Origin of the sequence: Bacillus paramycoides (genome assembly GCF_038971285.1) — a bacterium.
GTDB lineage: Bacteria > Bacillota > Bacilli > Bacillales > Bacillaceae_G > Bacillus_A.
Genome location: NZ_CP152428.1, coordinates 70918 through 94734, shown reverse-complemented (window position 1 = coordinate 94734; position 23817 = coordinate 70918). Strand labels below are relative to the sequence as shown.

At 32.7% G+C, this 23817-nt stretch carries 15 protein-coding genes and 6 pseudogenes; 12 read left to right on the top strand and 9 right to left on the bottom strand.

Annotation, left to right across the window (positions count from 1 at the left end):
* Positions 1-347 precede the first annotated feature (347 nt).
* Positions 348-894 (top strand): annotated as a pseudogene (locus AAG068_RS27900) (Rpn family recombination-promoting nuclease/putative transposase); the annotation flags it as partial.
* A 1098-nt stretch (positions 895-1992) separates the two neighbouring features.
* Here the strand turns inward: AAG068_RS27900 and AAG068_RS27895 are convergent.
* Positions 1993-3303 carry a hemopexin repeat-containing protein gene (locus AAG068_RS27895; RefSeq protein WP_342719864.1) on the bottom strand — a complete coding sequence of 437 codons (1311 nt, stop codon included), beginning with the start codon at positions 3301-3303 and terminating at the stop codon, positions 1993-1995.
* Positions 3304-3416: 113 nt separating this feature from the next.
* On the opposite strand from AAG068_RS27895, the pseudogene AAG068_RS27890 reads away from it, so the two are divergent.
* Positions 3417-3535: pseudogene (locus AAG068_RS27890) on the top strand (IS6 family transposase); the annotation flags it as partial.
* Positions 3532-4036, top strand: a pseudogene (locus AAG068_RS27885) (Rpn family recombination-promoting nuclease/putative transposase); the annotation flags it as partial. The pseudogenes AAG068_RS27890 and AAG068_RS27885, both read left to right, overlap by 4 nt.
* A gap of 577 nt (positions 4037-4613) precedes the next feature.
* On the opposite strand, the gene AAG068_RS27880 reads toward AAG068_RS27885, so the two are convergent.
* Together AAG068_RS27880 and AAG068_RS27875 are read right to left on the bottom strand one after the other, a co-directional pair.
* Positions 4614-5201, bottom strand: a complete 588-nt coding sequence (locus AAG068_RS27880) for a YiiX/YebB-like N1pC/P60 family cysteine hydrolase (protein ID WP_342719863.1) — start codon at positions 5199-5201, stop codon at positions 4614-4616.
* Positions 5202-5554: 353 nt separating this feature from the next.
* Entirely contained in the window at positions 5555-5860 is a 306-nt protein-coding gene (locus tag AAG068_RS27875) for a hypothetical protein (protein WP_342719862.1), read from the bottom strand.
* Positions 5861-7147: 1287 nt separating this feature from the next.
* On the opposite strand from AAG068_RS27875, the pseudogene AAG068_RS27865 reads away from it, so the two are divergent.
* Positions 7148-7800: pseudogene (locus AAG068_RS27865) on the top strand (transposase); the annotation flags it as partial.
* Between the two features lie 482 nt (positions 7801-8282).
* Here the strand turns inward: AAG068_RS27865 and AAG068_RS27860 are convergent.
* On the bottom strand, positions 8283-9338 hold the full coding sequence (locus AAG068_RS27860) for a M6 family metalloprotease domain-containing protein (RefSeq protein ID WP_342719859.1): 1056 nt from the start codon (positions 9336-9338) through the stop codon (positions 8283-8285).
* Positions 9339-10062: 724 nt separating this feature from the next.
* Between AAG068_RS27860 and AAG068_RS27855 the strand changes: the two genes are divergently transcribed.
* The 4 genes and pseudogenes from AAG068_RS27855 (at position 10063) to AAG068_RS27840 (ending at position 14310) form a co-directional block, all read left to right on the top strand.
* Entirely contained in the window at positions 10063-10305 is a 243-nt protein-coding gene (locus AAG068_RS27855; RefSeq protein ID WP_098818326.1) for a hypothetical protein, read from the top strand.
* Between the two features lie 92 nt (positions 10306-10397).
* On the top strand, positions 10398-11822 hold the full coding sequence (locus tag AAG068_RS27850; protein ID WP_342719858.1) for a protein kinase domain-containing protein: 1425 nt from the start codon (positions 10398-10400) through the stop codon (positions 11820-11822).
* 97 nt (positions 11823-11919) lie between these two features.
* Positions 11920-13323: pseudogene (locus AAG068_RS27845) on the top strand (IS4 family transposase).
* 528 nt (positions 13324-13851) lie between these two features.
* Positions 13852-14310 carry a S8 family serine peptidase gene (locus AAG068_RS27840; protein WP_342719857.1) on the top strand — a complete coding sequence of 153 codons (459 nt, stop codon included), beginning with the start codon at positions 13852-13854 and terminating at the stop codon, positions 14308-14310.
* Between the two features lie 245 nt (positions 14311-14555).
* On the opposite strand, the gene AAG068_RS27835 is transcribed toward AAG068_RS27840, so the two are convergent.
* From AAG068_RS27835 to AAG068_RS27825, 3 genes are all read right to left on the bottom strand, one after another.
* Complete coding sequence (locus AAG068_RS27835) at positions 14556-16331, bottom strand: hypothetical protein (RefSeq protein ID WP_342719856.1); 1776 nt, start codon at positions 16329-16331, stop codon at positions 14556-14558.
* Between the two features lie 1195 nt (positions 16332-17526).
* Positions 17527-18039, bottom strand: coding sequence for a papain-like cysteine protease family protein (locus tag AAG068_RS27830; RefSeq protein ID WP_342719855.1), 513 nt, complete (start codon positions 18037-18039; stop codon positions 17527-17529).
* A 107-nt stretch (positions 18040-18146) separates the two neighbouring features.
* The gene (locus AAG068_RS27825; RefSeq protein WP_342719854.1) at positions 18147-18686 is read right to left on the bottom strand and encodes a glycoside hydrolase family 19 protein; all 540 of its coding nucleotides are present in this window, start codon (positions 18684-18686) and stop codon (positions 18147-18149) included.
* A 455-nt stretch (positions 18687-19141) separates the two neighbouring features.
* Here AAG068_RS27825 and AAG068_RS27820 point away from each other — a divergent pair, with 455 nt between their 5' ends.
* On the top strand, positions 19142-19465 hold the full coding sequence (locus AAG068_RS27820) for a patatin-like phospholipase family protein (RefSeq protein ID WP_342719853.1): 324 nt from the start codon (positions 19142-19144) through the stop codon (positions 19463-19465).
* Between the two features lie 2 nt (positions 19466-19467).
* Positions 19468-20895: a hypothetical protein gene (locus AAG068_RS27815; protein ID WP_342719852.1), complete on the top strand. Its 1428-nt coding sequence runs from the start codon at positions 19468-19470 to the stop codon at positions 20893-20895.
* Positions 20896-21217: 322 nt separating this feature from the next.
* Here the strand turns inward: AAG068_RS27815 and AAG068_RS27810 are convergent, their stop codons facing one another.
* On the bottom strand, positions 21218-21706 hold the full coding sequence (locus tag AAG068_RS27810; protein WP_342719851.1) for a hypothetical protein: 489 nt from the start codon (positions 21704-21706) through the stop codon (positions 21218-21220).
* 219 nt (positions 21707-21925) lie between these two features.
* Here AAG068_RS27810 and AAG068_RS27805 point away from each other — a divergent pair, with 219 nt between their 5' ends.
* Positions 21926-22591, top strand: a complete 666-nt coding sequence (locus tag AAG068_RS27805) for a peptidoglycan-binding protein (RefSeq protein ID WP_342719850.1) — start codon at positions 21926-21928, stop codon at positions 22589-22591.
* Between the two features lie 212 nt (positions 22592-22803).
* Positions 22804-23110, top strand: a pseudogene (locus tag AAG068_RS27800) (IS3 family transposase); the annotation flags it as partial.
* Positions 23111-23180: 70 nt separating this feature from the next.
* Here the strand turns inward: AAG068_RS27800 and AAG068_RS27795 are convergent.
* Positions 23181-23396 carry a damage repair protein gene (locus tag AAG068_RS27795; protein ID WP_342719849.1) on the bottom strand — a complete coding sequence of 72 codons (216 nt, stop codon included), beginning with the start codon at positions 23394-23396 and terminating at the stop codon, positions 23181-23183.
* Positions 23397-23817 lie beyond the last annotated feature (421 nt).

Here is a 23817-nt window from a genome sequence, read left to right as displayed (position 1 = left end):
AAGAAAATAGTCTACACACGCCAACATCTAAAATGTACCTTTCCTTTGGTTGAACCTAGTTCTTTTTACAATTGGAATTTACATTATTCGTACAGTCACTTAAATAATAAGCAAAGACCATCCAATATATATTTGCTATTACCAGATTTCTTTCACTAATATACCCTTTAAAATTCTAATTCAATAAATAAGAAAAATGGACAAACTTTATAAAAAATACACACTGTTAAATTTATAAAAAACTATTGAAGTCCTTATGTATGTTGAAATAAGAGATTGTTTGCATATGTAACATTCTTTTACGTACAATAAAAAAACATCGTACGAGATGGGGGAGAGGAAAACCCATATCCAATCAAAAGTTAGTAAATTTACGTATTGATTTTACTTTTTAAACAATTATCTGGTACAAGTGGAAATTAAGATATTCTGGTTGCCTTTTTAAATGCAATATTACAAAATTCGTTAGATTCACCCATTGCTTCATTACAGCTAAAAGACCTACACTTGCGCCGAGAACATGAGGAAGATAAATTATCGATTTTAGATATTTCAGCTACATTAGACGAAGGAACAAAAGTAAATGTAGAAATACAGCTTCTTAATTACAAAAAGGAATGCCTTATAGCTCTCTTTATAAAACAATCACAATGAATTTATTAAATTTTGTGATGTCTCCAAAATACGAAGCATTTCACACAACAGAAATTTTATGGAATAAACAACTATAACAGGCACTGAGTGATGACATAGAAATTCATATTGTATAGTTTCCGAATTTAATACAACAATGGCGTACTGAACAAATTAACCCTTGGGAAGATTTCTTTATTTGTTCATTGTTTTTTATTACTTCTAGCAAATGAGGATGAACATTTAACCCAAACATTGGAAGGGGATTAAACAATGACAGATGCAACTTATTCAAGGTATGCGTAAAAATGGTACATATGTAGAAAATAGTGTAAAACTTCCAAATTTTATAGAAATGGAAATACAAAGATTCCTACAAAATTATATTTTCAAGGTATTATTATAAATTTTATGAAAACCCTTTATTTAAAAATAAGAGGGTTTTCATTTTGTGACAATAGAAATGATATCTTATCCTGTATCCCAAAAATAGAAGACTTAATCCACACATAAAGTAATATTTCGCTCACTTTATGCTTCAACAATCAATCGGATTCACCTTAATTTTTCTACCAAGATTTTTATGAAGTATCTAGTTTAGACGATACCTGTACAAGAGCAATTGTCCCCGTTCTCGTCGCAACAACATATAGTAACCTCTCCATTGACCACTATAGTAGTGCACTCTTTATTTTCCAGTTTATCTAGGTAACCTTGGGAATCCGGATGCTGATTATGGTTCTTTTTAAAATTTTGTTCAAGATGACCTTTTTTATTTAATTCACTCATAATTCATCTTTTCCTTCGTTATCGTATCTTTCGACTTATTTCAATTTTTTTAATTAAGTAGCACTATTTTTTAGGGTACCAAACTAAAAGGATAAGTTCCCTAAAAGTTATTCTCTCTATAGCCCAAAGTTTTGATACAGCTTTTTAATGGGAAATAATTTTAGTTAGACGTTATTAATAGACTAGGGGGCATTTATTAGGCAAATAAAAGGGCAAACATCGAGGAAGGATAAAGATATACAGGCAAGCACTCCAGAATGAATCATGAAAAATTCAATATATAAAGTAGTTCAAAATCTTTTTCTTGAGTGCTTCATTGAATTAGAAAAACGAAGCATATAACTGAATATACGCTTCGTTTTTCTACTGTATTCCAATATGAAGGATAAGTTGATGACTTCTTTAAAAGAATAATCAAAAATTATACATACAAACTACTTTTATTAGAACACCCTAAAATAGTTCAAACAAGAAAAAGACGTTTAGAACAAGTTTTTTGAGTTTGAAGTCGGATGTTTGGTACTTAAAATAAACACATCAATAAAATAATCGTGACCCCCAATAATATTATCACGTTGGACCAATTTGCATATGAATGTGGTTCTTGTGTTGGGGACGTAACTGCTGAGCAGGAGGTGGATTGTCGATGTAATCAGGATGTATTACAAACCCACCTACATCTCCAATTTCCTTTGGTGGCCACTTATTATTTGGGCCGATTCCATTACATTCACATTCAAAGGTTGCAAAACGGAATACCGAGCGAAAAAGGTCATGTGTCAATGGATCTGAAACAGGGTCTAGTCGCATTGGATTGCCTGATATGACTGGTTTATTTCCCCAGTCGTTCAATACCTTGCGGACAAAAGCCACACCTAAGCTGGTTCCCTCAAGGCCAGAAAAGTCAAGTGCCCGCCCCTGGTTATGACAGTCAGTTGGTGGTCCGCTGCCATGACCAATACCCATATGCCGAATAACAGCCACGTCCGGTTCAGATGCGTTAACCCATTGAGTCAGGCGATAAAGACAGATTAGCATACGCTGATCTAAGTTATCAATCAATGGAGCAGGACCAGCTTCATTGATAAAGTTAATACCATTGATGTTAGCGGGTTTGACTACAACTCTCGTAGCAGGTTGAGGCGAACTGATGGACGTCATCCAATCACCACTATATGGAGTTTGGGTGGAACTAAGTGAAAATTTCCCATTCTGTATTAGGTAACCCATTACTAGATTTGCCTGCTCTAGAGTCAAATCACGACTAGGCGTCCACATCCCTGGAGGAAGAGGGTCCAAGTTTAAGCCACTAACTGGTCCACTTTGATCAACGTTATTTGTTACTAGGTCAAAGCGGCGATACTCCTTGTCCTTAAAGAAGTAAGCCTTTTCTCCCCCTTGGTAGAGTACAGCATCAATTTTGTCTGTCCAGATGCCTGGCCATGCGGAACTAATAGACATTGGATAACCAGGATCGGCGCGGTCCAGAGAAATATCATAACGTAGATATTCCGAATCACGGAAAAAATAGATTTTTCCGTTGCCCCAATTGACTGCAGCATCGATACGATCACTCCAAATCCCTGGCCAATGGTCCGCAATTTTGCTCGGAGGATTAGGGGGTAAATATTCTGGGTCTACGGCATTATTGCCGATGTCGAAACGAACATATTCATCCCCATAAAAAAAGTAAACCTTACCAAATCCCCAATAGACCGCAGCATCAGGTGCATCTTGCCTTAGCCCTGGCCACATAGGAGAGATGGATTGTGGGGACTGATCCTGTGTTCCGTCGTGGAAATCATATCTAATATATTCAGTACCCTGAAAAAGATATGCTTTGCCATTTGGCCACGGTAGAGCTGAGTTAATTAAATCCATTGCTTTCCTCCTTTTGTAAAATCATTTCAGATAGTAACTATTTTTTGTAATTATGGACAATAGTATTCACAGTTATGTTGTGAAATTTTCCAAATAATTAAGAGGAAACACAAATGCGATATTTTAAAGGAAAACAGTTTAAGGAAGATATTTTTTTGCAACGGTCGACTACTACTTTGGTTTTTCTTTAAGTTATCGTGATGTTTCTAAAATTTTAAAAGAACGTCGTATCGTTCGCTTCGAAAAACAATAATCATCAATCTATTAGATTTCAAGTTATTTTCTAATGATGATGCATTTCACAATACAGGAAAATCCTTGAAGACAAAGACACATCAAGTGTTGAATGATGATATTGAAATCCATTTTGTAGAAATTCCATAGTTAGTTAAACAGTGTTACGTAGAAAATTTGAACCAATGGGAAAAGGCATTCGTTCGTTGGATTTTATTATTACCGGCACATGAAGGTGAACATCTAACTCCAAATTGCTATGAATCGAGATCCAATCTTACAAAAAGCGATGGATAAATGGGAAAATATGAGTAATGATTCTTCTTTCCAACTTACATATGAAGTTCGTGAAAAACTTTTTCTTGATGAACAAGCGAAACTTGCACATATAGTACAAGAGGGTATGGAAAAAGACATTGAAGAAAGTAAGATGCAAATAATTCAAGGATTGCATGAAATTGGCGTACCACTTGCAACTATTGCAAAAGCAAGTAAGTGAAGCTTTGAGGAAGTAGAAAGTGTCTTGAAATTAAAGTAAATTTAAAAACATACAGAACTTATGTTAAATACAAATTTGTATACTATTCATTAGAAAACGTGTGAGTGAAAGTAGACGCTCATTATCGTAGTATGTCTAATGGAAAAGCATTGCTGAAGATTTTGGCGGTGCTTTTTCATAATCAACTTTTTGATATTTTTCATTCTGATCACAATGCCACTTTAAATCTTTTGAGAATATATCCACACCTAGCGGCATATATCTTAAACACCATAGATATGTGAAAGGGTGAGAGTATGATTTCATCATATTCAGTAAGATACATTTTAATAACAGGCAATACTTTTATAAAAAAAGTAGTCACTGTATATGCATCTTCTGCATTCTTCGCAATTGAAAAAATCAAAAAAGAATTAGAACGCCGTTTTTCTAATCCTACAAAAATTGAAGTCTATACAATGTAAATATTTATAACAATTCAAATGAATAAGGTGAAACCCGATATCGATTTCACCTTGTTCTATTTTTAATTTATTATATATTAACTACACAAAAATTCATCATCAAAAATTATTTATTAATAAATCCCAAATAATGGTTTCACATTTGGATCTGCAGCAATGTGTTCAGGTAAGATATACCCCATTGAATCACGTGAAAATTCTATTTCTAACTGTTTGAAACATTCGTCTACGAATTCTGAGCATATATACTCATCATCATCCTTGTGTCTTCCAATACCTAGACCTATACGTGCCACAATTTTAGCTATTTCATCTTTGTCGTAATTTCGATTCAAAAAATCCATTGCTTTTTCAAACATTTTCATTATTTTTTCGGTATGAAAATCATTATTTTCAATTTCTTTGTGTCGAGCTATATATATTTCTCCGTTATATTTCTCCTTACTATTTTCGTAATTGTACATATAATGAGAGAGAGGAACTGCCCTAACGCCGTCATCTTCCACGCTTTCTAATATAATTATATGATTATTCCAATGAAATAAAACACCTACATGACTAAAAATTGAGTCGGAAGCTTTTTTGATAAGTTCACTAACTAAATAATGACCACTACACAAAAGAATGTCCCCTGTTTGTATTTCCTTTTTTGCTTGTTCATAAGAGATTTGATTTATCCCATTAAATTTATTAGTTCCCATTCATTATTTCACCTCTAATTATTTAAGGATGTTATTTCTTAAAGCGTATCTAACGTCATTCAATTAGAAACTTAAGCTAAGTAAAATTGCGCATAAATAGGTGTGTTGTATGTTCCCTTAAAGATATTTTAATGTAACCCAATTAAAAACTTCTAGAAGGATACCTTTAAAAACTTTGCAGTAAAAGCAGTAACCTTCTATATAATTAACCATAATTTTTTTATGTTAATTTAAATGTAATAAAACACAAAAATTTTCTTCCAAATTCTTTAAAGAGGCCTTAAATTCCTTCTAACCCAAGAACCTTCTACAGAACAATTAAATAAATAGATTTATGCTCTACATTCATTGTGTTATGGTCTTACATTTACTGAACCACCAACAATAGATGGTAAAAATGAACACGACTGCTCCATACTATTTTTTAGTAATAATTCTATAAATTCATTTGGTAATACTTCAGGTGCTTTTCCTACTCGCGGTTCATTTTCATCCCATGAAATTAAAATAATACGTCCCTCCTCATTTTCTGTAAAATTTAAAGGAAGTGGTAGCCGAGCTTCCCTAGGTCTGATATTTTCTATAAATGTTATAGGATTTTTGTGTAAAATCAGTTGGTAGAACTGATTATTATGAATAAATCCAATTGCATTTTCCATCTTATATATCTCTCCTTATTATGTTGCCTGTTTTTAATATAAAAACAAAAGGTTTTCATTTTGGAGCTATTTTAGAAATAACTAAGGTTGCACCAACAATTAGTATTACTCACTTTTAATAATTTGATGAATTCTATGCCAATGGTAACTTTATTTAATGAATAATTTTATTGAGTTTTTATCAAACTTCATTTCATCGTTGTACTATTTTTTAGTAAAGAAGGAAAACAAATCGCTTCCTTCTTTATTTGTTCCTTGGTATAAATATGTTGTCTAATTAATTACTAAGCATAAAAATCTCTTTACTATTATTACATCTAATGTATTATTTTTTTCATAAAGTGAGAATGCATATCATTAAAAAGGTTTTGGACATGCTCCTTTTGCTATTCTTTGCGATGTATATAGCGTGCGAATTTTCAGAACCAACCATTAATATTGGTTTTGCAGCAATAGATAGGTTCTGTCGTAAAATTTTTAAAACTCAGGAATACTTTTAGAAAAGGTGAACAGGAGTGAAAAGAATATCTGAACTAAAAGGTGGAATAAGGAATTTTCGAGTTCTGCCGTTGACCTTCCTGCAAATCTTTGGGACAGACGATTGATTCTAAATTACCATCCAATGGCTGTATTCGACGTGGGAAACGTTTTTATCTTTATACTCTCAAGTCAATTGATATTATCAGAACAAATTCAGAAGATACTCTATTGATGCTCTTAATGGATATGGATTAAAAGCTGCAAATTAAACAAAAATAGCCACAATCTATTTATTAATAGGTTGTGGCTATTTTATTAAGTGGCCTCAAAAAGAAATAATCATTGCCGCGCCCTATTTAGCGTTTCAAAATCAAATGACCTCACTATATTTATACGATTATTCGAAATGTTTAATTTATTTACATAATTAATGGGTAGTTCTAGTAAATGCTCTAAAAATTCAGGTTTAGCAGTTCATTAAAAAATCGACAGGAGTATTTGCCGTTGAAAGATCAGAGTAGTGATCTGTGTGAAATCAATCAAGATAGTGAAGAAATACGGACAGGATTTTTCAATTTCCCATCAAGTCGTAGAGAAGTAAAATACTCGGTCACTGAGGGTCTTGCCATCTTTGAAGGTGACATAATACTAGGTACTGTCGAGGATATAAGGTGACTTTAGTTATTAATACCAGTAGTAATGAATTTGAAAATAATTCCCGTTTAATTGAAGATTTAATCAAGGTAACCACAATCCTTAAAGAAGAACTATATAATAAAAAATTTAAGATATATTTAAACAATAAGAATGGAACAAGATATACAGCCAGGTGAATACTTTGAAATTCCTGTGGTTTACATTGGTCGTGATTATGGACTTCCAGCACGCGCTGTGATTTACAGGCTAACTCCTGATCAAGAAACACAACGTAGAAAAGATCGTGCATATAAAGAAAAAAGATAAAGATAACTTTTAGCGATCGAATTAAAAAATTGCAAGAAATCAATTTGTATGTGACCAATATTCCATCGGAATATGTTTCACAAGAAACGATTCATGAGTTCTACTCCCTTCGTTGGCAAATCGAAATCATTTTTAAAACGTGGAAATCGATCTTTCGTATTCATCACAATACAAATATAAAAAAGGAACGGTTAGAGTGTCATATCTACGGGAAATTAATTGCGCTCTTATTATCTTCTACAGTGATGTTCCAGATGCGACAATTACTACTGGTTAAAAAACAAAAAGAACTGAGTGAATGGAAGGCCATGTATATGATTCATGATTACTTTCGAGTACTATATCAACAAATGCAAGATCAATCGAATCAGTTAGCAAAAAGTTTTCTTCGCTTGTTTCATCTACTTGATAAAAATGGACAGAAGTCACATCGATATCGAAAGAAAGCTGTGTTTGATATCTTAGGTATTGCATACGTACAACATCTATCAAAATAAAAATGAAATAGTTTTAAAAAACTTAACCCGTAAGGGTTATTTAGCATGCCCTTTTTTCTATATATCTCTTTTTCTTGAAGTGTTACAAAGAAAATTTTACATATTTCTGTATTATGTTTTTCTTAGCTTGATGGCGATGGGGTACGGCAATGATTCTTTACTTTTCGAGCCACTGGAGAAAAATCCATTTTATAATCTCATTTTTATAGTTTTTTGTATTCGATAGTAACAAAAACGAACGTTTTTGTTACGTTTTCTATTTGAAAATATAAATGTCTTAACTGTTGAATTAGCTGTAACAAAATACTGTATCTGATTCCTTGATTAACATAATGGGTTCAAAATCGAATGTAATATAACAAGCCACTTCTATAAAGAAAGTGGCTTGTTCTGTTCCATAATTCGAAATATATCTAAAAAAATTTCCCTATATTTTAGGAATTCGTTTATATTAGAAATCTGTTCCTAATTAATTCTTAAAATTACGACAATACCTTGAATTCTATGCTTTCACTTGGTTCAGTAATGTCTGAAATAACAAATCCTGAATCTTTTCCATCCCACTGTTTACTAGATGGGTTTGTATTAAAAGAGAAGGCAATTCCTGTAACAGCTTTAAATAAATCACCAGCATCTCCTCTGTTTCGATTACGTTCTAAATCTAAATTCCCATCAGCCTGTACCACAGCACACTGATAGTGCTGAAATGCTGTACCAGATTGATATTCATTTGAACCGTGTATATCACAATGATAAATAGCAAGTCCACTCGAAGGAAGATATCGATCTAGCCCTAAATTTGTACGATTTTCAATAAGGAAATATTCATTGTCTGTATCAGTATTGTATCTCATTACAGTATTATAATCACCATGCTTTGCAGTATATATGCCTTCTGTTAGGATAACTTTGTTTTCACACCATCCCACTAAATCTCTTAGGTATGCACATACAGAAGATGGAGTTAAGCCATCATTTAGATGGTTGCCGGAACCCATTAGACAGTACAGTCCTATCCCCTGGCTCTTTTGGAAATCACCATCTCTTTTCCCATAATCATATAAATCACAAAAACGACAAAGCAAATGACCAGTTTCATGACAGAATGTTCCAATCCTTAAATCTTGTGCTGATGAGCCAAGACCAGTTAATAAATAAAAATGAGTTTTCATCCCATTATACTCCAAATTTATATTTGAGTTATGTGACCAAAGTTCGCCTCGGTGATCAGATTCTCCTGCATAAAGAAAATTTATTACATCAACAATCCCTCTTCCTTTAGAGTAAAATTGTTCCAAATCAATATTTAAGTTGTTTACTACAATATCCATAGCTTCTTCTACAAATAAGTTTTGAATATAATATTCACGTGCTCTAGATAGCTTTATAGGGCCTACTACATGATTTCTATAATTTAATTTACCATTAGACATAATTTTAAAATTTTCTTTTACTGAGCAAAAGTTACCGTTTAAATTATAATTTTCACCATTGAGCATGTCATCAACTTCATTACTTGTAATAGAGGTTGATGACATGCTCAATTAGTACTGTCAAGCCTAATACATCACCTTCAGTAATTCCATTATCATTTACTTAAATATCACTAAACATACTGCTTTTTACTTAACCCGAAATGTTCATAAAAATCAAAACTTTATTATAATTAAATACAAAAATATATATACTAATTCACATCCGATTCTTTAAGTTTTTTCTGTAAAAATATAAAAATCAAATACTGTTCTCTAACAAGATTTATCCGACTTTCTTTTTCTTCTCACATTTCATCTGCTTAAAAACTTATAACTAGTATTTGCTCCGTTATGTAGGTTGTTATTATACCCATTAATATAAGCAGTATACCCCTTTCAATATTGCTAAAATTCAACTCCGAACATTAAGATTGTAAGCCATAAAAGGTGTAGATATTTATGTGAAAACACTCAACTAGCTATTAAAGAAGAACATACATATTGAGATAATGGATCCTCCTAAATGATTTCATACACCTCACATTTTAAATTTTAAAAATAGAAGTATCTAAATCCTATTCAGCAGTTACATATATTTTTTTATACATAAATGAACTTACAACATTACAATTAAATATACAGAATTAACTAAATAATCACCATGATTATCAAATTTAATAGGATTACTCCAAAGTTAAAAGGTTCTCTCTATTAATTGATAACTAATAAGTATAAATTTTTTTTAAAAGAAAATAATATTAGCATGAAAATAAAGGAGGAATATTCAATGAACGATAGCTCTCAAACAAAAAAAGAGGTTTATGAAATGATGTTACACAAAGCTAAAACTGATAAAGAATTTTTCACAAAATTAGCTCATGAACCTGAAAAAATTATAAGTGAACTCAATATCACTGATCCAAAAGTTAAAGAAAGAATTTTATTAATGACTCCTGAAAAGTTATTTGAAGGCTTAAATTCAAGTGACTGTGTTGTACTTACAACAGTTGTAAGCGGCTCTTGCAATTAAGTATTTTTGTTATTTTTTACAGCGAAGTACTAAAAGTTCTAATTAGAATGATTAGAACTTTTAGTACTTTTATTAATGGAGGTTTGCTAGTAATGGAAAGAATGGATTATAGCGTTGATATCAAAAGGTTTTATCTTAAACTGTCTTTTAAATCACCATGGATAATTGTTGGAGAAACAACCAAAACTCAAGGATGGAAATTACATATTTCTACTGTTCCATGTGATGCAAATCGACTATTGGATACTGTACTTCCTGAACTTAAGAAAAGAAAAGTTTGTTTTAAATTTATTGAAAATAGCAATCAATTAATCCGATTAAACACAGGATTATTTGGTAGTACTCAGATTGGAAAATGTATGACTATTTACCCTAATTCTGATATTGAGGCAAAAGAATTAGCAATTATTCTAGCCGAATTGACTAAAGGATTTAAAGGACCTATTGTGGAAACAGATGTAAAAATTAGTGATGTTGTCTATGCACGGTATGGCGCTTTCAAATCTATGAATATTAATAATATCAAGGGAAAATCTGATAATTACATAGTAAATAATGATGGAGAATTAATTAAAGATCAATATCATATACCTTTTACCCTCCCTAAAGGTATAGTTAATATTTTCAAAAATTATACAGATAAAACATTAAAAAAAGGGAGCAGATTAATTGGTTCTAGATATTTATTAATAGATTCTATTCATTCCCATCCAAAAGGAGGCGTAGGGTTAGTTTTTGATATACGCAATCAAACAGAAGATGGATTAAAAGTAATTAAACAAGCAAAACCTTATTGCATGTCAGACTTTTATAACAGAGATGGTCGAAGCCGTTTGAAATATCAAGAAAACCTGCACAAAAAGTTATATAAATTGCTTTCAATTCCTAGAGCAGATGATTATTTTGAAGATAATGGTATCGGCTATCTTCCGTTAGAATACATAAAAGGTAAAACATTAAAAGAAGTAATTGAAAGTGAAACTTTTAATGATAAAAAGAGAGGTTTTCCATTAAATAAAAATAATAATTTTTTAAGATATATATATATAGTTAAGATATGTGATTTTTTAATTAGATTACATCAATTAGGATATGTACATCGTGATTTAACACCAACCAATATTATTATAAATAATCATGATAATTCAATTAGGATTATAGACTTTGAATTAACTCGTAAAATTGGAGATATGTCACCAATTTTCCAAGGGTATACAGAAGGTTTTGCATCACCACAACAGATTAAAGAAGAACAACCAAGTATACAAGATGATATCTATTCTCTAGGATGTATTATGATATTTATTTTAACAGGTAAAAACCCCAACACTACATTAAAAACTATCACAAAAAAAAATTCAATATTTTCACATGGTATAATTTCACAAGAACTACTAGAACTAATAAAGATGTGTACTCTAGAAGATGCGAATTTACGTCCTAATCTTCAACAAATAAAAAAACAAATTAAAACAGAAATAAAAAATATTCAAAATTTACATTCTAACATGGGGTAGCACCACACATCCATCAACTTAAGGATTTAGACTATTTTTGAAGTTAAAAGCACGTTACTATTTTCTTATGTTAATGAGAAAGGGTGACGTGCTTTTTATGAATGTGCACCAAAAACAAGAGTTATCTTTATTTGCCGAGGAGCTATATCGATATATATATCCCGCTACACTTAATCAATTAGCTATAGAAGTAGGCGGGATGAAACGAAAACGCAATTGCCACGGGCACCATTTCTTATCTTTGTGTGTATGGTTAAATCAACAAATCGCTATTACCTCTCTTACTCAACTTTGTAGTCAATTAGAAACTTCAACAGGAATTTTATTAAGTCCGGAGGGAATTAATCGACGATTTAATTCGGCTTCAGTAGCCTTCTTTCGCACTGTATTTACTACACTTCTACAAGCTAAAATTGGAGGAGTATCTAAGATTTCTCATTCTCTTTCTTCTTATTTTGAACGGATTCTCCTCCTTGATCCAACAACCTTCCAAGTTCCAGATTGATTCGTAACTACTTATCCTGGTGCCGGAGGATGTAGTCATACAGCTGGTGTGAAAATTCAACTAGAGTATGACTTGTTGAGTGGAAAATTTTCTGATGTGGAAATTGAACCAGGAAAACGAAGTGATCAGGCATATAGTGCGACTCGAACAGGCATGGCACAAAAGAATGAACTATATATTCGTAACTTAGGATGTTTTCGTCTACACGATTTTAAGTCTATTCAAGATAAGCAAGGATATTATTTATCACGTCTTAAGTTACCAACTAAAATATATAGAAAAGAATTCGAAACAGTCGTATTTAAAACAAAACCCGCTCAATTGAGACCGGTATATATACAAATTCATTTGGAAGACATCATGAAACAATTACAACCTGGCCAAGTGTATGAATTACATGATGTATATGTGGGGAGTAAAGACAAACTGCCTACTCGCATTGTGGTTTATAGATGTACCGAGGAGCAAAAACAGAAACGCCTACGTGATCGAGCTATTCGCGAAAAGAAAAAAGGAATTACATATACAGAGCGTACAAAACTTTTACAAGGCATTACGGTATATATGACAAACATTCCTACGGAATGGGTACCAAAAGAGAAAATTTATGATCTATATTCACTGCGTTGGCAAATTGAACTGTTATTTAAAATATGGAAATCTTGGTTTCAAATTCATCGTTGTAAATCTACTAAACGAGAACGCTTAGAATGTCACCTTTATGGGCAACTCATTAGTATTCTATTATGTTCTTCTACTATGTTTAAAATGCGAGAACTCCTGTTACGTAAGAAACAGAAAGAGCTAAGTGAATATAAAGCGATGTACATAATTAAAGATTATTTTTTACTCTTTTACCAAGCATTACAGAAAAACACCCAAGAATTATCAAAGGTTCTCCTTCGTCTGTTTAACCTCCTACAGCACAACGGACGAAAATCTCATCGATATAAGAAAAAGACAGTCTTTGATATTTTGGGTGTTGTATATGAGTAAACCACTTCTACTCATCAGGTAGCATAGTAAAAAAATTGAAGCCCGTCAGGGTTTATTTGATATGCCAAGTTTTACAAAATCCAGAAAAGATAATAAAAAACTATATGGAAAGAACGCATTTTGTATAAAAATATACCTTAAGTTGATGGATGTGTGGCGCTACCCCAATATAAGCATGTTTTAATTCAAATGTTTCTCCATGCTGTAGTCAGTTTAGAAACTTTTTCATATCAATCTGTATGTATTCCGATTGCTTCTTAATAGCACCAGAACTGTTGAAATGATCAATATACTTTTATCACATTATATAATCCTTTAAAGCTTCATTACATATTTGTCTCTGAATCCTCACTGGAAATAATATTATTCTCCTGTAATGACTTTACATCATATCAGTTAGCTTCAGCACTTACTATATTGACAACTACTCGTTTTTCACAATCATAAAATAAAATGATTATTTTGTAGATAGTAAGGTAATAATAATTCTAGAAATATTTAGATATAGGTATTAAAAAGGAGGAATAGATGGAAGCTTTAGGTTTGGTAAAGTTAAAAGAGTTAATGAATATTACAACTGGCAAATCAGAAATCCTGATTGGACTAATTGATGGACCCGTTGCAACCAAACATCCTGATCTGATAGAAGCAAACATTCGTAGGATATCCGAGAAAACTAGTGTAAGTTGTATTAATACTAGTAGCTTTGCTTGTATGCACGGTACTTTTTTAGCGGGAATTTTAAGTGCGAAGAGAGAATCTATGGCTCCAGCAATTTGCCCTGGATGCACTCTTTTGGTACGTCCAATTTTTTCAGAAATAGTTCCTCTTCAGGGACCTGTACCAGTTGCTACTCCCACAGAACTTGCAAAAGCAATAATTGAATGTATAGAAGCGGGGGCACGAGTTATCAATCTAAGCCTTGCAGTTACCCATCCATCATCCCGAGAAGAACAAATTTTGCAAGAGGCTTTAGACATAGCTTAGGGCTCTCGATTTTTCAGTGTCCGTTTTCAAGTTTTGATTAAATCTTATTTCAAAGTTACAATTAAACTCCTATCAAATAAATGGTGATGTTAAGAAAACTTCCAATAACGAAAATTATAGAAATAAACTGTCCGTATGGGCAGCTTATTGTATTTTTGCATAGCGTCTTTTTTGCCCAAAATGCTGGGGTACCCCATCGCTATCAAGCTATTTTTTAGTTCTCTTGGGTTCAATCCAGTTTTTATCTATCTTGTGTCCTGTTCAATCTGTACACATGTTATTGTAAAAGTCGGTTCAATCCAGCTTTTGCTCGCCTTAATGAGCCCTTTAGCAGAAATGTCTTGGACAGTTCCATCGGTATGTTGTATCTGGTAGGTTGAACTCAGATTTTTATCTATTATAAGATTGGACGATGGACTACTAGCGATAATTGAACGTGGGTTACCTTGGTAATCAGTGACGCTGGTCAGCTCATTTTGAATATAGGTCATCAACTGCTTTTGCTGATCTATTTCAATAATAACTTCATTTAGCAAATTTAGTAGCTCTGGAAGTTCTACGACTTTGAGATGCGTGCCATTCATATAACCGACACGGACATGTTGAAGTACTAGGAGAGTAATATAAGGCTGTAGTTGCTCATAAAACTCATATATCCTGGCTTTATCGCTTGAGTTTGTCTCTTTGAATATCTCTTTCTTCAAAACCTTTACCTCTTTAGTGATTTCGTCCTCTGAATTGTACGTAGTTTGTGTTGTCGATTTTTTTGCACTAGTTACTTGGGATTGTATTGACTTAAAAACGGAATTACTTAGAGCTGCACGCAATGTGTCTGTTCCGCCCGCGACATTGAGAGATGCATTGACTTCACCACCCCAAAGGCTGTTTGCTTCTGCTTCGGCATGTAATTTACTATTCAATTGATATTTGTAGCTTTCGCTGTTTTCGCTAGTCGATGTATTCTCATCCATCTTGTCATGAAAATCGGACATGACGCTAGTATCATCACTTTCAAGTAAACTCTGCGTCAGGTTCGTCTTAGTCATATCATGCGTCTCAGTCACAAAAATTTTTGTAAACTCCGAACCGGCACCGATATTTCTAGTATCTATGAGTCGTCCAATGTGCGCTGGTCCTACTAGAGTTTTGAGAGTGTAATCTTCCACCAGAAAGAGTTGAGGACGCCCAATAAATTTAGCAAAGGCAGGAAATCTTTTTTCGACTGCTCCACTATCAATCACTTCATTTCGACGGAAATCATAAAGCACGTATTTTTCATCAGAAACAAAATAAATATTCTCCTTATTAGGTCCTGAACCATAGAAAGCTAGATCAATACGGTTTGAGAACTCATCAGGTAATTTCCAAGCATCCTTGATGGGCATGGGTCCTGCAAATACTCCACCTGTCTTGAGGTCGTGACAAATATACTCCCCATCCTTGAAAAAATGAATCGTACCATAGTATTTCGAACCCAGTCCGTGAAGAGCGACGGGAACACCATCTGTTCGCCATGTACCATTGGGGTTGGTCCATACTCCGGTTGCCCATTCTCCTAAAATCCCCCTCCATCCATAATCGACCTGCCACAGCCTTTCCTTAACGAAACTAGAGTCTTCGCCAATTCCATTTACGTTACTGCTGACGTTAGAATTAACGCGAACAAACATTTCGTCCTTGAAGAGGTACCAAGAATTAGGGAAGGCCGGACCACCCCAAACGGCGGAGTCAATCCCTGTCCTGAACAATGTTGGTAATGTGTCTCCAGCAAAATTTCCGGCAATCGACCGCGGTCCGTCTTCAATTTCGCCAGTTTCTAAATTATAAAAAAAGTACTCTGACCCCTTGAACATCCATAACCCGTTTGGCCGGCTGTCATCAGAATTTAGCACAGTATTAAAGAAAGGTCTCTTTGTCGTTTTATTTGAATCATGAAATGCAGTAACTGGAAGCCCAAGTGATGTGTATACTTGTCCTAGATTAGTTTCTTTGAGCGTTCTAAAGTTGGAACGTTCGGTCATAACAATTCTCCTTTTAGATAACATGTAATTTTGAATCTATATTTTCACTACTGTATTCATTGTTCTCAATTTTGTTAACGTTATGCATTGAAAAAGAAGTTTTTTTAGCAGTGGGTCTACACCAAAATCTGTTCTTGACGTAAAAAGCATAAAAAAATCTATTAACCTAATCGTTAAAATAATAATCCCCCATAAATGGAACAATTTATTTTTAGAGGTTCTGCAAATAATGTAAGTTCTTATAATAATTTCGTTGCATCATTACGGTATAGTTCCGTAGTATCTTCGTAAATTTTTCAGTAATTTAAAAGGAATTTAATCATAATTTTCTCAAACGTGCAGCTAGCAATGTTACGCCAACTTACCGGTTGATACGGTTTCCTAACAATCCATGGTATAAAGCTGGTATTAAAGTGCTATTAAATCCAGAGATTTTATATTCAAACACAATAATGTTCCTAATGGTATATTTCAATATTTAAAATGTTACACAATGAGTAAATCATGTTGAAGAGTCTACCAACTGTTGCAGACTACACTTCTAGAAAATTTGCCCCAAAGGTTTCAATAGAGACGATTAATAAATTTTTTTCACAACTAAAGGACAAATAGAAAAGGTCCTTAACAATTTGTTAAGGACTGTGGAATAAAACCGCAATTTGGATTGAAATCCAATCAGTTTTTTGGAAATAAATTACAATTATAATAGCAATTTTATTCCCAAAAGCAATGTCTCAAATGGATTTTAACATACCTGTAACTGTCTTACATTCTTCTCTATTTACCTATATCTATATTTTTTATAATTTATTATGATATAGATATTGATTTAAAATGTTTTGTTCGAAATGAACAATTGGTATTTTTAGGGATTCATTATAAATTGCAATATCTCGTTTTCTTAATTATCATAATTTTCAAACATTAAAAGTGCATATGGTAAAATTTGTTATATAATGAGAGTAACCCGTAGTTAAAGTGTTTGCTCCGATTCAAATTATGAGATAGTTTGTTTCACCTTTTTACATTATCCAAAAAAGAACTTGTAGCGATTCCTACAAGTTCTTTTTGTTTTCAACTAAATTTTTCATTATATACCTATATAACGGTGCCTCGCCATATACCCATCAGCTTAAGAACGGAGACAAATGGAAACTTTATTCCTTATTGAAGCTAGAAAATACTAAAAAGTACTTTAAAAATGGCAAACTTGAATAACTATTTCCTCAACACTAGCAATAGCTTCAAATACTTTAACCATATCAGTCAGTACTATATCCTTTATAGATCCATCAGCTGGATCTATAACTTTAAATATAGTTCCCGTTACAGTATCATCACTACTTAATCCTATAACTATAATTGCATGCATTGACCAAGGTTCATTAGGATTAGGAGCAACAGTTATCCATAAGGGGCCATAGTTTTGAAGAAGTGTCAGCCATCCATCAACGGAATAATTAATCCCTGAAGGTTCTGCTACTAATGTAAGCTTTTGTAATAATTCTGGTGTATCCACTGGAAACAACCCTGTATTATCTTCATATATTTTTCTGTACTTTGAACCGACTTTATCCATAACCTCTTCAATTGTATAACTGGTACTGTCATGCCAGCTAATCATACTGGTTGAAACGGTTGCCCAACAAGCCATTGTATAAGGCTGGGCTATAGGGGAAACCAAACCAGGAACTTCATATTCGAACATAATATTCCTCCTAATAGTTAAATTATAAAAATAGTTCCTGAGTTAATCTTGTCGATGAGTGGGAAAGTTCTATATTATGTCGTTTCATAATTTGCACAATATTGTTATTAAACCAAGATAGCATTGGTACGTTGATAGTATTTTTCTCGCTCTTCTAATTGCCTCAATCCACGGCCATTAACCCTCAATGTAACCTCCCTAACATTTGCACCTGAGTCTATTAAATCATTCATGTTGTTCATTTCCCACCAAAATCCAGCACTAAACCAAGGATAGTTTTTAGCTACATAATCTACTCCCTCCATAATACGAGGATCGCCTATTTCTTCTGCTAATTTCAAGTAATTATACCTCCCAGTTAATTGAATATATCCTGCTCCTTTATATTTGGGCCCGTCTCCTGGATTTACATTACCAAGATCAATTCTGAATTCGTATTCTGTACCATCTGCATATTCTTTTGTCGCTTTTCCGTAATCAGACTCAATCATACATTGACTAAGAAAGTGCCTTATTCTTTCTCGAGTGGTTATATTGTACTTCTCTAAAGTGGTATTTAAATCCCTTACCATAAGATCATTAACCATGTTCCACCCAAATTCTTCAAGTTGCTCAACAGTTATATGTGTTCTAGCGGCTGTTGGCATATAAATCCCACCCTTAACTTTTTTGGTAATACAAAAGTGAAAGTCCTTAACTTCTTATATGAATGTTTTCAGGAAGTAACTGCTTATAACATTCATACTTGATTTATTTTTAGAAAATAAGATATGAATTATTCCTAATTAATCTTACAAAAAGTAAGGGGGGCTAACTTAAAATATGGAAATAGATTATGTGAGATTTCTTATCATAAATTTAGGAATAACTATACGATTTAAAACGAATTTTAGATGAGTTAAAAGAACAAAGTACCCCTTCGTTGGATCAACAGATTCTAGTTAGATTAATCATTAATACTCAGGTATTCGAAGTTTTGATGAATATAATCGTAAAAAATACAAATACTACAACTTGTTCTTTCATCAAATTCAGAAGTAAAGGAAATATAGAGATAGGATGTTTAAAAAACAATTTCTTAAAGGAAAGGAAGTTTATCATAGTGCTAGAAGATAAAAGGGACAAACTTGGGATAGCTCTTTCGGGTGGGGGATTTCGTGCCGCTTTTTTTCATCTTGGAGTACTCGCGAAATTGGCTAATCTAGGATTACTTCGTTATGTAGAAATTATCTCTACTGTATCGGGTGGTTCTATAATTGGAGCATTATACTATCTTCATATAAAGAAATTACTTGAGCAGAAAACAGATGATCAAATTAGAGATGAAGATTATCAAGAAATCATCGCGAAAATTGAAGTTGATTTTCTTCAATCTGTTCAATGTAATTTTCGATTACGTACTTTTCTTAACCCATTAAAAACTTAAAAATGAGTTTACCCAATTATTCTCGAAGTGATTATATAGGTGAACTATATGATAAATATTTATACCGCAGAGTACTTAACCCTAATAATAATATTCCAATAAAAATGAAGGATCTAAAAATAAATCCGCTAGGTGAAGACACTACTTTCAACCCAATTATAGGAAATAGAAGACGAAAAACAAAAGTACCCATTTTAGTAATGAACGCTACGGTTTTAAATGATGGACATAATTGGCATTTTAGTGCAGAGAATATGGGAGAGACAAATTTAATAGAGTTAGATGAGACAATTGATAAGAACCTCAGGCTTAAACCAGTAAAATCATATGAGAATGTATATAGACATGGATGTTTTGAGCTAGGTTGGGCAGTTGCTGCTTCAGCATGTCTTCCGGGTGTTTTTACACCACTTGCTATCAGTGGGCTTTACGATAAAGGGATACGTGTCCAATTAGTTGATGGTGGTGCACATGATAACCAAGGAGTGATTGGGGTATTGAATGATGAATTAAAATGTACCCATTTTATCATTAGTGATGCGTCTGGACAACTAAACGATGAAAAAGAGCCTGGTATCGAGATACCTAGTGTTTTAAAACGAACTAATGGTATTTTTATGGATCGTATACGTGAGCAACAACTTTCAAGGATTATAAAAGAGCACTCAGATAATGTAGCTCTTTTACACTTAAAAAAAGGATTACCAATTAAAGAGATTTCCTATTTTGATAAAAATCATAAACTTCACGATAAAACAATATCGCGTAAAACTGAGCCACCTTCTGAAACCTTTGGTATTAATGAAGAAGTTCAAGATTCTCTTTCGAAGGTCCGGACGGATTTAGATTCTTTTTCAGAAGTGGAAGCGTATTCTCTCATGCTGGATGGTTATAAAATGAGTGAATATCAGTTCGAAATAACAAACATTAAAAATCTAATTAGTAATAAATCTTTAAGAGAGAAGGAATATCAATTTTTTAAAATGGAAAAATGGGTCTCATCTTCAATTGCTGATTCCTATTATAAAGAAATTCTTGACGCTGCTAGCCAGAGGGTTTTTAGAACTTTTAAGCTAAGCATGACAGTAAGGATTATCATGATTCTATTAATTATCTGCTTTGGCTTTGCTTTAGTTTATTTTTATGGTTCCAGCTTCGAGCAGTGGAGAAATGAGTCTGTTGCAAAAGGGCACATATTGTTTTCGTTTTTATTGCTAATTTGTTTATTTATTTTTTATTGGAATAGGTATGGTGGTGCTTCATACGAAAATCAATTTTTACAGTTCTTACTAAGTGGTCTACCAACAACGATTGTTTTATTAATGGGGAGTGTTTTCATTTGGATTCATCTTTTTACATTTAATCAATTGTTTTTATATTTAGGAAGTATTACATATTTTGAAAAGAAACAAGTTAGAAAGAAAAAATAAAATGTTATAGTTTTGTTCTTGATCTTTTTTCTAACAGAAGATTTCTTTTGAAAAACATGAAGGTTTAAAATAGTGATTTCAGGTACGAAATAAATGTAGTACAGCGAAAGTTTGCATTTTTTGTAAAATTAAGGGGATTTTTCAAGGAAATAAGGTGAAATCTATGCTATTAAATGAAATATTCTTCAATGAGCACATAAAAAGGAAGGTACTTTTGTGAGTTCCTTCCTTAAAGAATATTCATAAAAATTACATTCTTCATTATAAATTGCTCTTCTGCATTAGATGTACTAATTAGGGATTATTCAAAAACAAACAGTAATTATGTGGATTTAGATATTTTTAAGAAAAATTCTTCTAATTTCCTTCGAAATTCATCAAGCTCACGTAAAGGTTGCTTCATTTGTGAAAGGCGAAAAGCGGTATACTCGGCATAGCCTCGTTCAAGATTGGTGTCTATATTAGTCCACATTACACAAAATTGATAAGCTGTGAGCGCGTCTATTTCAGCCATAGCCCCATTACTCGCGCCTACGCGCATAAGAAAACGATTGATTATGACGTCTTGTCGAGTGTCTATGTTTGAAACAACAGATGGATGCCATTCTTTTGCATTTGCGAACGTAGCATGCGTATTGAAGCAAACACTAATCAAATTATTAGATGGTATAGATAACTGGTATTTACCATCATTATCGGTGAATGTGTGACTTACATAATTTTCATCTTTAAATACTAACACTTTAATGTTACAAATCGGTTCTCTATTATACCCTTGTACTTGTCCAGAAATTGAAATATTTTCAGGCATTAGAATCCCTCCACTTTTAAACATGTTATTCCTTCTAAAAATTAGAATACCCAGTAAGGACTATTTTATAAATGAATAGATACTAGCCTTTACCTTAATGATGTTAGAAGAAAAGCAAAAATAACGTTCTTTTCAGAGAACATTTTCCAGTTTTCTCTTTATCATAATTTAAAGTTTTTGAGAAAGAATAAACGATATGAATTGATGGAGGTAATTATAATGACTGTTACATTAGAAATTTTATTAGAGCGTTCTATTAGGAATATGAAAGATGGTATTCATATTATTGTTAAAGAATCTGCATTGGAGCTTATTAAGCGCGCTTATGAAGAAAATATATATGTTCAAATTACCTCTGGTTTTAGAAGTATGGAAGAACAGGCAGCTTTATTTGGTCAAGGGAGAAAAACATACATTTATAATGGAAAAGAATATGGTGATTTAAGTAAGCCAATAGTAACGCGTGCAAAACCTGGAGAATCTAACCATAATTTTGGGGTAGCAATTGACTTTGTTGTAATGAGTGAGGATGGTAGTAAACCTCTTTGGGAAGTTAACGATAAATGGATGCGGGTAGTAACAATCGCAAAGGAATTGGGATTTAAATGGGGAGGAGATTGGATCTCATTTAAAGATAATCCACACTTAGAAATGAAAAATTTAAAACCTAATTCCACTCGGCCAATTCTACGTATTGGTGATACAGGGGAATTTGTGATACAACTTCAAGAAGCACTTAAGGAAGCTGGATTTTTTACAGAAACAAGTGATGGAATCTTTGGTGAAAAGACAAAGCAAGCAGTTATAGAATTTCAATTAGCATTTAATCTAGTTGCTGATGGAACAGTAGGTCCAATTACGTGGGATGCTCTTGATAGGCAATAGGGCAACAGAGTGGATAAAAAGATTACAGGAAGCTCTGTTTTTAAGGTTAACCCACCTATAGTTTAAAAACATGTAATTATATCCCCTTAACGGAATATAATTACAGGGCATCCTAGTTTATGACACCGTTATAAATTGAAAGTTGGCATCTAGTGTACAAGTATCATTGTAATAATTTTCTCGGTGTTTTTTTAAACTATCTTATTGAGTAGAAAGTATCTGGAAATCGAAAGGGGTTGAAACCAGAAACTGCAGTTACTATGCAAAACAAAAATAACTGTAAGAGAATTATGTAGCTTATTAGAAACCCTGTTCCACATTTTATCGCTGGTTACAGCGAACGGAACGTCTTAGAAATGATATAGAAGAGAGGATAAAGACCGTCTGTCTTAAGCATAAATTACGTTATGGATATCTAAGAGTGACCACCACTCTTAGATAAATGGGACTGTCTGTGAATCATAAAAAGTATTACGGATTATGAGACAATATCATATACTCTCAAAAGTGCGTCGAAAGTAAAAGGAATATATGAATGGTGCGGAACCAGTGGTAGCTCCTCAATTAAATTTGGACCTCTTGGTATTTCTTATAGTCTGGTTGCTGCTGTGGAGATACCTAATTTTTTAAGTTCAGGAGTGGTAGCCAACACAATAGATTCATTTCTATTTCCATCCCCAACGACAGCTAATTTTACTTTTAATGGATCTAATCCCTTCATGACACACGCAAAACTGGAAAAAAATGAACAAAGGTCTAAGCTAAAAATCATTAGATTCATGCATTTTGAGTAATCAAACTTCATTTCACCCTCCGAAAAAACAAAATATTAGTTCTCATTGTTTTCCTATTGTTTTACGTTATACAATCATTTAGAAAATATTTTTTATTACCATTATGGTACGTGAAATTATATATATTTCTTCAATATTCGACCAACGAACAATATAGTATCTTTTAATTTATTAAACTTGTTTTCATTACTCCATAAATTAAGAAAAGCCTAAACCCTTGTGCACCAACGAGTTTAGGCTTTTAATTTTATAGGAATACCTTTTGCAACAAGTTGCCATTAGAATAGTGTATCAGCAACTTGTAGCTATTATTATGAATGCTAGATTCCACAAAATTATTACAAGTTTTTTCATTTTATTATTTTGTTTATTATATGCATTTAAGATTTAAAACATGTTAATTAATTGACATGTTTTAAATCTTGAACTTAA

What these genes read in the sequence shown, in the direction of transcription:
- AAG068_RS27860 (WP_342719859.1), bottom strand. Translation starts at nt 9,338, where the DNA reads ATGTCATCAACCTCTATTACAAGTAATGAAGTTGATGACATGCTCAAT.
- AAG068_RS27825 (WP_342719854.1), bottom strand. Translation starts at nt 18,686, where the DNA reads ATGCCAACAGCCGCTAGAACACATATAACTGTTGAGCAACTTGAAGAA.
- AAG068_RS27880 (WP_342719863.1), bottom strand. Translation starts at nt 5,201, where the DNA reads ATGGGAACTAATAAATTTAATGGGATAAATCAAATCTCTTATGAACAA.
- AAG068_RS27850 (WP_342719858.1), top strand. Translation starts at nt 10,398, where the DNA reads ATGGAAAGAATGGATTATAGCGTTGATATCAAAAGGTTTTATCTTAAA.
- AAG068_RS27805 (WP_342719850.1), top strand. Translation starts at nt 21,926, where the DNA reads ATGACTGTTACATTAGAAATTTTATTAGAGCGTTCTATTAGGAATATG.
- AAG068_RS27895 (WP_342719864.1), bottom strand. Translation starts at nt 3,303, where the DNA reads ATGGATTTAATTAACTCAGCTCTACCGTGGCCAAATGGCAAAGCATAT.
- AAG068_RS27810 (WP_342719851.1), bottom strand. Translation starts at nt 21,706, where the DNA reads ATGCCTGAAAATATTTCAATTTCTGGACAAGTACAAGGGTATAATAGA.
- AAG068_RS27815 (WP_342719852.1), top strand. Translation starts at nt 19,468, where the DNA reads ATGAGTTTACCCAATTATTCTCGAAGTGATTATATAGGTGAACTATAT.
- AAG068_RS27875 (WP_342719862.1), bottom strand. Translation starts at nt 5,860, where the DNA reads ATGGAAAATGCAATTGGATTTATTCATAATAATCAGTTCTACCAACTG.
- AAG068_RS27830 (WP_342719855.1), bottom strand. Translation starts at nt 18,039, where the DNA reads ATGTTCGAATATGAAGTTCCTGGTTTGGTTTCCCCTATAGCCCAGCCT.
- AAG068_RS27795 (WP_342719849.1), bottom strand. Translation starts at nt 23,396, where the DNA reads ATGAAGTTTGATTACTCAAAATGCATGAATCTAATGATTTTTAGCTTA.
- AAG068_RS27840 (WP_342719857.1), top strand. Translation starts at nt 13,852, where the DNA reads ATGGAAGCTTTAGGTTTGGTAAAGTTAAAAGAGTTAATGAATATTACA.
- AAG068_RS27855 (WP_098818326.1), top strand. Translation starts at nt 10,063, where the DNA reads ATGAACGATAGCTCTCAAACAAAAAAAGAGGTTTATGAAATGATGTTA.
- AAG068_RS27835 (WP_342719856.1), bottom strand. Translation starts at nt 16,331, where the DNA reads ATGACCGAACGTTCCAACTTTAGAACGCTCAAAGAAACTAATCTAGGA.